The organism is Floridaenema flaviceps BLCC-F50, assembly GCF_041929275.2.
Taxonomy (GTDB): Bacteria; Cyanobacteriota; Cyanobacteriia; order Cyanobacteriales; family Aerosakkonemataceae; genus Floridanema; species Floridanema flaviceps.
Genome location: NZ_JBHFNR020000001.1, coordinates 2,778,797 through 2,788,133, shown reverse-complemented (window position 1 = coordinate 2,788,133; position 9,337 = coordinate 2,778,797). Strand labels below are relative to the sequence as shown.

The following is a 9,337-nucleotide window of genomic DNA, read 5'->3' as shown; positions in this document are numbered from 1 at the left end:
TAATTTCCTCATTCGCAAAGTAGAGAGGTTTCATGAAACCTCTCTACTTTTTTTAAGTTCTGGGGATTGGAGATTGGTATTGGGGACTGGGATTCTTTATAAATTAAACATTTCACAAATTAACCTGGGTTACTTAGGACTTGCTGAATAAGTCTGTTGGTGACGGTAGGGACACGGCATCATTAATATTTGCAACTCCTGCGTTATCTTTTGAATGCCGTGTCCCTACAATTTCCCGCAAAAAGGCAAGGTTTTTGCACTAAAAGACTGTGATAACCTTGCATTTATTGTGGGCAAAAAATGGGTAAAACCTTTGCATATCTTAACTTTTACCTTTTTGAAGCAAGCCCTACTTATTACTATCTCTCTGAGAGAATAGTTCTTACTTTCTCCCCTAAAGACTGAACATAAGGTTCATCAAACATCATTAAATGTTTACCTAATACATCACAAATTGTTAAACCTCCTTTTGCCACTTTATCCCAACCTAAATTTTCTTTATCAAATTCCAAGCCATAGTAGTTGACAGGTTCGTATTCAACACAGCGGAAAAGATGGATATGACCGGGGTATGCACGATATGAATAACGGCGTGATAAATCTAGATGAAAATCTTGTATCTCACGCTTCCATATCTCATAAGAAATAGATTCAGATTGCTCTCGCACTTTGCTATCTATCCATCGTTGATATTTATTTTTCACTAATTCACCAATATATCTATACCAAGCACCGATCCTGTCAACTAGATAACTTAGTCCCTGTTTCTGGAAATTGTGGAAATGAATTAGGATGCGTTTGCGGAATGGTAATCGAGTCATAGCATTTGGTCCAAACGTATCGAATAGGCCGAGAAACGCTATGTCTTGGCCCTGGTGGTGAAGTTGTTGCGCCATTTCAAAGGCGACCCTGCCACCAAATGAGTGCCCACCCAGCAAGTAAGGCCCTTGAGGTTGAACAACCTGGATTGCTTTAATGTAGAGGGCAGCAAGAGCTTCCAGGGTGTCTATCCCAGATTGGTCTTTCAATTCCAGGGGTTGAATAGCATACACAGGTCGATCGGTCCCTAAATAACGAGCAAAGTCGCGGTAGTACAACACACTTACCCCCAGTGCATGAACTAGAAACAAAGGAGTCTTGCCAGGATCGCCTTCTTGAATCTTGACTAACAGTTGCTTTGGCGATCGCTCTAGCTCATCATCACTTTCTAGCTGTAGTGCGGTTTCTGGTTCAACGATCTCAGCCAATAATTCAATGGTCGATCGCTTAAATAGGGTAGAGAGCGGTAACAGCTTACCAAACTTGGCTTCAATTTGTCCAAACATCCTTAGAGCAGTCAGAGAGGTTCCACCCAAATCAAAAAAATTGTCTTGAATGCCAATCGGTTGAATGCCCAATACCTTTTCCCAGATTTGGGTGAGTTGAAGCTCTATCTGATTGCGGGGAGCAACAAATGACTTCGATGACTGTCTAGACTGATTTTGGGGAATTTTTTGAACTTGTTCAAAATGGCACGATATTGATACGCCAAAGCGATCTTTAATCTCTATATTACTAAAGTAGCCATCTAACCCTGGCGATACAGCTTTGTAGTAAGTTCGCAACTCATATAATGGCTGGCATTCTCCGTCAGTGTACGATCGCATATAAGGATTACTACCATCAATCCCCACCATCAGGTATGGTTGACTGTAGCACAATCCGATCAGCAGTGAGTTTAAGCCCTGCTCTGTAGACAAAGTGTAATATCCACGACTTTTTGATAGCTCTCGCATTTGATAACTGCGATCGTTGCCAAGCTCTTGCCAAATGCTCCAGGCAAAACAGTAGCTTTGTAGCGAATTCTTGTATCGTTGAACGTGAGAAAAGCAATCTAAAAAGCGATTAGCAGCTGCATAGGCACTTAACTGATACGTACCAAACCAACCAGAGACCGAGGAAAAATGGATAAAAATACTTTCTGGTTTATTTTTGATCAGCTGATGTAATGTCCATGCCCCGAATACTTTCGGATGTAACATCGCCGCCCATGTTTCCTGGGTTTCCTCGCTAATTAAATATTCTTGAGTAACCCGTGCTAAGTGAATTACACCCTGTAGTTCAGCCCCCCAAATTGACTCGATGTGCTCAATCAAGCTCTGTAATTGAGTCAAATCACAAATGTCGATAGCTTCATACCAGACATGGTTTGTCAATTTCTCCAGGTGTAAATAAGACAAGATTTGCCGAGCTACCTTTGTATTCTGTCCCAAGTGTTCTGCCCACCTCTCTCTTGGCGGAAGTGGGGTTCTGCCAACTAAGACTAACTTTGCCTGATACTGTTGAATCAAGTACTGGGCAATCTCAACTCCGATTTCACCCAACCCTCCACTAATTAAGTAAATCCCTCCCTGTTTGAAGGGAATAGTTTGCTGTTGTTCTGGATCAATATCGGCTTTCTTTAACAGAGGAATGTAACGTTGCCCATGCCTATAAGCAACTTCCCGATCTCTTTGTATGACTTGAAGTTCTGCCAAAACCTGAGCCGCATTCACCTCAAGTGTGTCTAATATCAGGTCAAGATGACGGCAATCGATCCAGGGCATTTCCTGGGGCAAAGTTTTGATTAGACCTAGAAGGGGTGCCTTTTCGTATGCCAGATCCTCTGATGTGGAGATGGGTTGACTGTAGCTGCTCACGACTTGGAGCCGCACAGCAATGTCAGGGGTTTGCACTTGAGACAGAGCTTGAACCAACCATAATAAGCTGTAAGTGCCAAAATTCTGGGCTTGTTCTAAAGCGTCTAAACTAGACACTTCACCTGTGTAGGGGCTATAAGTCCACAAATGAACGATTTGTGCAATGGGCATCTCCGTTTGTGCAGCACACTGCAACACCTGTTTATAGTGTTCGCGGTTAGTTGGATTAATCTGGTAAGAAGCATCAGATAATTGAGCGAATGTGGAGCCAACTTGGATAGTAATACAGCGTTGACCTTGCTGTTCTAGTTCTGTTCGTAAGCGATCGCCCAACCCCAAGCTATCTGAAAAAATCAGGGTCAAGCCCGATATTGTGTTCTGATTTAATGTAACTGCCTCTTTGCGTCGCCAAACTTTTTGGTAAAACCAATCTGGAATCGTATTCTCATTGTGCAAGAGCAGATCGACCCGCTTGAGAAGATCGTCAAACTGATTTGCCTCCAGTCTTTCTCTCAGGATGGAACGCTGAATTTTACCAATTGAACTTTTGGGAATAGCGTCCTTTTCTACAGGCAGAAGGTAGTGGGGGTTGATCCCCAACTTACTGGCGATTCTGTGACGAATGTCCTGCAAGAGTTGAATCAAACTGGCATCATCCTGCACGGACGGATGGAAGAAAATTGCCAGTCGATCCGTATTGGTATCAGCCTCTCGAATGCCACAGGCGGCTGTGTAAGATGGAACAACGCCTTCTACTTCGTCAACCACTGCTTCAATTTCGTGGCTATAGTGATTTAAACCATTGATGATAATGACATCTTTTTCTCGACCTGTAATGGTCAGGTAGCCCGCCTGCAATAATCCTAAATCCCCTGTCTTAAACCATCCGTCTGCCGTGAACGCCTCTTTATTAATTTCAGGATTATTGTAGTATTGCGTAATCACCATTGGGCCTGAGATTTGCACTCGACCAATTTCACCTTCTCGAAGCAGTTGATCTTGAGCATCTACAATTCGCACGGCAAAACCAGGAACAGGTCGCCCCACCTCAACAAAAACACTGTCTTCTGATAATTGCAGCAAGTAACGATGGGAAAAAACGACAGCTGCTCCAGTTTCAGACATTCCCCAAGCTGCGTGCATGACTTCGGGCTTAATCCGATATGGGGCGAGTAACTCAAAAAAACGCTTTGCCGTCTTTGGTACGATCGGTTCTGCAACACTGACGATCGATCTTAGGCAACTCAAATCCCATTTTCGTTGTTGAATCGTCTCAGCCTGTTCATTGATTAATCCTAAAGCGAAGTTAGGTGCCCAAGCGAAGGTTACTCTGTAGCGTTCAATCCAATCTAACCAATTGAGTGGATTCTCTAAAAAGGCGGCGGCGGGTGCATGAATCTGCTGGCTTCCAGCATAAATATCTCGAATGGAGCAACGCACCAAGCTACCAACGTGATCCAGGTTCAGCCAGTTTAGTGATATATCGTTGTGAGTCAAGTGATTCCTTTGAACACTTGCCACAATATTGCTAACTAGATTGTGATGAGTTAAACAGACTCCTTTAGGCGTTCCCGTACTTCCTGATGTAAACAGCAAAACAGCTAAATCTTGGGGATTGCTGTCCCAATGGAGTCTATCGGGTTGATTTTCTCGAAGTTGCTCAATCTTAGCCAGGTAAAATCCATCAAGCTTTAGCTGCTCGGTTAAGTTCTGAAATTCAGGTACGTGATGAGCATTCGTTAACACTAGGGGATGCTTGAGCATCCCCCAGGTGTTAATCAACTTCTTTACAATGCCATTGTCGGGATCGTAGTTAGAGATTTGCGAAATAGGAACAGGTACAAAACCGCCTAAAATACAAGCCCAAAAAGCTGGAATAAAATCTTGGTGAGGCTCAAGCTGAAAGATAATTTTGTCTTGGGGCTTCAATCCCAACACTCTTAGCCCTGACAGGATGCGTTGTGCTTCATCAAGCAAGGCACAATAGGATTGGACTGTTTCAGTTCCGTTGGAATGGATGTAAGTGATGCCACGATCGGGGTGAGATTCTACTGTCTTTTGTAGCACTTGTACCAAATTTTTAGGCAGATGGGAATCCGCTAGTAAGGCTTCTCCCTGGGCGATCGCCATTGCAGATGACGATTGACTAAATCTGTCGGTTGACGGGATGTTAACTAGATTGGTTGGTAATAGATTTGAGGTGCGCGATCGCCAAACAGGTAACACATCTGACAGATGAAGAGGAGGAATAGATTGGTGACGTTCAGCAACCGTAACTGCGATCGCTTCAATATCGGGAATGGTTTGCAACGAAGCTTGGAACTGCTCTACTACTTCAGAATCAATGACCTCCAGTTCTAATAGCTTCTGCTCATCTAAAGCACCATCATCTGTAAGCGGCAAACGAGACACAAAAACAAAACTAATCGGTGGCAAAGTAGTGCCAGCTAAAGTACTTTGAATATGATTTTGTAGAACTTCAGAAGATAGAGAACTCGAAGTTACTATGTAAGCAATCAACTCTTGAGCACAAGCAGTCCTTCTGGGAAAAACTGCACAATCAACAACTAGTGGATGACTCAGTAAAGTTGAAGTTAAATAATAATAATTCTGAACCGCTGAATTGGAAAAATTCATATTATCCGACAGTATGATTATACAGGTCAGGTAAATAAGCAATTTAATTTAATTAAATTTTAACCTATGTTTTTATCTCTTGGTTAATAATTATTAAGTTTTCTCAAGTCAATCAGCAATCCATACCTACCCAAGGTAGGGTAATTCTGAGTACACTTGAGATAACCTTGAGAGAAACAGGTAGATTGCACTGTGACTTGCCTACCTTTTAAATTAAAGGTAGGCGAAGTAAGCTGGTGACGGGATTTGAACCTGCGACCCACGCATTACAAGTGCGTTGCTCTACCACTGAGCTACACCAGCGACATAAACAATAATAGCAAACTTCACTACACTTACACCCCTACAACTGAGAATTTTTTTGTGACTCTGATTCGGAACCCGCGAAATTGACACTCTCTAGGTTAGTGACAGTATACAAGTGTCTACGCCAATCTCTACCTTTACCTTTGTTGCGTGCTCTGTATGTAGGTGTTAGAGAATGACAGTTGGGACATAAAAGACGGAGGTTGTCTGGAGAATTATTCTGCCAATTTCCATCAATGTGGTCTACTTCTACAGGAATTTTACCTGTATGGGGATTAACCTGACACCATCCACATAAGGAACACTTTTCGCCGTATTGCTCAATTAAAAACCTTCTCAGATGATTGGAGACATTACCATACTTTTTACTTCCATTCTCCTGTCCAGCTAACCAAGAGGTGATGTAAAGCTTGTATCTGTGGTCATTTTGGCATTTATTACTACAATATTTTTCAACTGCTCTTTTTGTCTGCTTTCCACAGTTTAAGCACTCAGTTCTCGGTTTTTTCGGCATTGGCATCAGTTTACACCCCAAAGATTCATCGGCAATTGAGATCGATCGCCCCACCCTGATAAAATCGCATATTGCATGAATTCCTAAATCTGCTGGAAATTAAAGTCAATACTACAGAAGTAGTAGATAGCATAGTTAATAAGAGAAAAGCGCAAGTAGCAGCAATTTGCAGGAGAACATACTATGGGGATGACCCTAACTGAGAAAATTTTGGCACGCGCCGCCCATCGATCGCTAGTCGAACCAGGGGAAAACATCTGGGTTGACGTAGATGTATTGATGACTCATGATGTTTGTGGGCCGGGAACGATCGGCGTTTTTCACCGGGAATTTGGTGCAGATGCTAAAGTTTGGGATAAAGAAAAAATTGTTTTAATTCCCGATCACTATATTTTTACCGCAGACGAACGCGCTAATCGCAACGTGGACATTTTGCGGGACTTCGCCAAGGAACAAGGGATTAAATACTTTTACGACATTACCGATCGCTCTGACTTCAAAGCTAACCCCGATTATAAAGGAGTTTGCCACGTCGCCCTAGCCCAAGAAGGGCACACCCGTCCCGGCGAAGTGCTCTTTGGTACAGACTCCCACACCTGTAACGCTGGCGCTTTTGGTCAATTTGCCACAGGTATTGGTAACACCGATGCGGCTTTCATCATGGGAACTGGTAAACTTTTGATTAAAGTGCCAGCGACTATGAGATTTGTTTTAGATGGAGAATTGCCACCTTATTTGTTGGCGAAAGACCTAATTTTACAAATTATTGGTGATATTAGCGTTGCTGGAGCCAATTATCGCACAATGGAATTTGCTGGCAGTACCATTGCGGCAATGTCAATGGAAGAAAGAATGACAATGTGCAATATGGCGATCGAAGCTGGCGGCAAAAATGGTACAGTCGCCGCAGATGAAACTACTTTCGAGTATCTTCGAGGTCGCACCAACAAACCCTTTGAAGCAGTTTACACCGATGCCGACGCAAAATTCTACAGCCAACATCACTATGATGTCAGCAAATTAGAACCCGTCGTCGCTAAACCTCACTCACCCGACAACCGCGCCTTAGCAAGAGAATGCAGCGATGTAAAGATTAACCGAGTTTATATTGGTTCTTGCACAGGTGGAAAAACTTCTGATTTTCTCAATGCTGCCAAAATTATTAAAGGTCACAAAGTCAAAGTTCCCACCTATTTAGTACCTGCAACTCAGAAAGTTTACGAAGATTTGTTCACTCAAAAATATGACGGACAAACACTTTCCGAAATCTTCTTAGAAGCGGGTTGTATTGAACCAGCTGCACCTTCTTGTGCTGCTTGTTTAGGTGGGCCAAAAGACACCTTTGGGCGCTTAAATGAACCGGAAATTTGCGTTTCTACAACTAATCGTAACTTCCCCGGAAGAATGGGTAATAAAGAAGCACAAATTTACTTAGCTTCTCCTTTCACCGCAGCAGCTTCTGCCCTCACAGGATATGTTACAGATCCTCGTGAATTTTTGAGTTAGTTAATAATCAATATTGTAGGGTGGGTAATGCCCACCCTACAAATAATCAGCGAGAAAACAATGTTGCAATCAGTAGAAGGAATTTACCGTAATGGCAAAATTGAGTTATTGGAAACACCTAGCAATTTAGAAGAAGCGCGAGTAATAGTGACTTTTTTAACAGATAATTCAATAGATTTACAATCTCGTGGTATAGACCAACAACAAGCAATAGACCTCCGCCACAGATTAAGCACATTTGCAGAAGATTGGGAAAGACCTGATATGGCAGGTTACGATGAGCTATAATCGCGGGGATGTAGTGCTGGTTTTGTTTCCCAATTCAGATCTTCGTACTGCTAAACGTCGCCCAGCTTTGGTAGTTCAAGCAGATAATCTCGGCTAATCTTGTTACCGTTCAAGAGGCTGAAATCGATCGCAAAATTGGTGTTTTGCCTGATATGACTGCTGTAGATGCTGCCATTAAGTACACTTTTGGAGTTTAAGTTATTTGAGAGAAAGAAAGACTCAAGTTACTTTCAGAAATTCTAGTTGTAGGGTGCGTTAGTGCTAACGTAACGCACCATTCCACCAATTTAATCCAAATGTTGTTGACATAATTGAAAAACATAGTGAACTAAGCCTAAAACTTCATCAAGATGGGCTATTCCATAAAGCAATGTTTCATAAGCAGTATTTTCGGGAGTTAGTTTGTAAAATCTCCATCCATCACCATTAGTAACGATGCCAAAAACATCTATTTCTTTACCTATTTTTCGATTTTGAATTTGGCAAGCTTGCATTTCAACTAAACATTGGGCTAAACCTTGCTCAAAATCATCTTTTTTAGCTTCAACTATACAGAGAAAGGGTGCTTCTAAATATCGCTTGCGTTCGGCAATCAAATAATCTACATTACCAGAGGTTAGATCTGTTTCTAAAGCAGCACCTTTCCAAATTTTGAGTTTTTCACATCCTTCTAGTGCTTCTTCACAAATAGCATCAATTAATAGTTTTTTGGATTCTTCATATCCTTCTAAATCAAACCTTTGTAATCTTTCTAATCTTTTTTGAAAAAAGTCACTTGGCTGAACTGGTTGAGCTTCAATTTTCCAAGGGATTAAGTCAGTTAGATTGAGTTGCTTGAAAGCTTGTTTTTTGTTGAAACTAGCAAAATTCTTTTTTTTCTTTTTGTCCTCTGCCATAAGTTTAATTAGATTAGCTTTGGCGGGTTTCTAATAAATTAATAAAAAGGGTGAGATTACCCACCCTTTAGTTTACCATTTTTTATAAGGTAAAAACTTGCCGTTCATAATCACTTTTACCCGATCGCCTTTAGGATCTTCTTCCTTTTCCACATCTAAGGTAAAGTCGATCGCACTCATAATTCCATCACCAAACTTTTCGTGAATTATCTCTTTAATTGGCATTCCATAAGATTGCATAATTTCATAAAAACGGTAAATTAAAGGATCGGTGGGAACTACTGGCCCTAAACCTTTAACAGAAGGTTCAGTTAATTCTTGCACATAAATTTCGTCAAGTCCTAAAGCATCAATTAGTTTTTTTGCTTCTTCTTCGGAAGCACTTGCTTGACGGTAAATTACTGCTGCTATCCAAACTTCATCTCTACCGACAACCTTTTCTAAATCAGCAAAACTGATGCCGTTGGCTTTTTTGGCAGCTAATAGTTTTCGGGTTATTTCTGGAATCATTA

7 protein-coding genes and 1 tRNA gene are annotated in these 9,337 nt (G+C 41.6%); 3 read left to right on the top strand and 5 right to left on the bottom strand.

Going from position 1 to position 9,337, the window contains the following annotated elements; all coding sequences use genetic code 11:
- Window positions 1-359 precede the first annotated feature (359 nt).
- From ACE1CI_RS13465 to ACE1CI_RS13455, 3 genes are all read right to left on the bottom strand, one after another.
- Window positions 360-5,315: an AMP-binding protein gene (locus ACE1CI_RS13465; RefSeq protein ID WP_496615448.1), complete on the bottom strand. Its 4,956-nt coding sequence runs from the start codon at window positions 5,313-5,315 to the stop codon at window positions 360-362.
- Between the two features lie 231 nt (window positions 5,316-5,546).
- Window positions 5,547-5,618 (bottom strand) — tRNA-Thr (locus tag ACE1CI_RS13460).
- Window positions 5,619-5,658: 40 nt separating this feature from the next.
- Window positions 5,659-6,141: an HNH endonuclease signature motif containing protein gene (locus ACE1CI_RS13455; RefSeq protein WP_413264234.1), complete on the bottom strand. Its 483-nt coding sequence runs from the start codon at window positions 6,139-6,141 to the stop codon at window positions 5,659-5,661.
- Between the two features lie 177 nt (window positions 6,142-6,318).
- Between ACE1CI_RS13455 and ACE1CI_RS13450 the strand changes: the two genes are divergently transcribed.
- The 3 genes from ACE1CI_RS13450 to ACE1CI_RS13440 are packed head-to-tail and all read left to right on the top strand — an operon-like array spanning window position 6,319 to window position 8,026.
- Window positions 6,319-7,641 (top strand): 3-isopropylmalate dehydratase large subunit, encoded by a 1,323-nt coding sequence (locus ACE1CI_RS13450; protein ID WP_413264235.1) that lies wholly within the window; start codon window positions 6,319-6,321, stop codon window positions 7,639-7,641.
- 60 nt (window positions 7,642-7,701) lie between these two features.
- Window positions 7,702-7,929, top strand: coding sequence for a hypothetical protein (locus tag ACE1CI_RS13445; RefSeq protein ID WP_413264236.1), 228 nt, complete (start codon window positions 7,702-7,704; stop codon window positions 7,927-7,929).
- A complete protein-coding gene (locus tag ACE1CI_RS13440; protein WP_413264237.1) occupies window positions 7,919-8,026 on the top strand; it encodes a type II toxin-antitoxin system PemK/MazF family toxin in 108 nt (35 codons plus the stop codon). The genes ACE1CI_RS13445 and ACE1CI_RS13440 overlap by 11 nt, the downstream gene beginning before the upstream one ends.
- 190 nt (window positions 8,027-8,216) lie before the next feature.
- On the opposite strand, the gene ACE1CI_RS13435 is transcribed toward ACE1CI_RS13440, so the two are convergent.
- Window positions 8,217-8,825 carry a hypothetical protein gene (locus ACE1CI_RS13435; protein ID WP_413264238.1) on the bottom strand — a complete coding sequence of 203 codons (609 nt, stop codon included), beginning with the start codon at window positions 8,823-8,825 and terminating at the stop codon, window positions 8,217-8,219.
- Window positions 8,826-8,897: 72 nt separating this feature from the next.
- Entirely contained in the window at window positions 8,898-9,335 is a 438-nt protein-coding gene (cynS, locus tag ACE1CI_RS13430; RefSeq protein WP_413264239.1) for a cyanase, read from the bottom strand.
- Between the last annotated feature and the right edge of the window lie 2 nt (window positions 9,336-9,337).

What these genes read in the sequence shown, in the direction of transcription:
- ACE1CI_RS13465 (WP_496615448.1), bottom strand. Translation starts at nt 5,315, where the DNA reads ATGAATTTTTCCAATTCAGCGGTTCAGAATTATTATTATTTAACTTCA.
- ACE1CI_RS13455 (WP_413264234.1), bottom strand. Translation starts at nt 6,141, where the DNA reads ATGCCAATGCCGAAAAAACCGAGAACTGAGTGCTTAAACTGTGGAAAG.
- ACE1CI_RS13450 (WP_413264235.1), top strand. Translation starts at nt 6,319, where the DNA reads ATGGGGATGACCCTAACTGAGAAAATTTTGGCACGCGCCGCCCATCGA.
- ACE1CI_RS13445 (WP_413264236.1), top strand. Translation starts at nt 7,702, where the DNA reads ATGTTGCAATCAGTAGAAGGAATTTACCGTAATGGCAAAATTGAGTTA.
- ACE1CI_RS13440 (WP_413264237.1), top strand. Translation starts at nt 7,919, where the DNA reads ATGAGCTATAATCGCGGGGATGTAGTGCTGGTTTTGTTTCCCAATTCA.
- ACE1CI_RS13435 (WP_413264238.1), bottom strand. Translation starts at nt 8,825, where the DNA reads ATGGCAGAGGACAAAAAGAAAAAAAAGAATTTTGCTAGTTTCAACAAA.
- cynS (WP_413264239.1), bottom strand. Translation starts at nt 9,335, where the DNA reads ATGATTCCAGAAATAACCCGAAAACTATTAGCTGCCAAAAAAGCCAAC.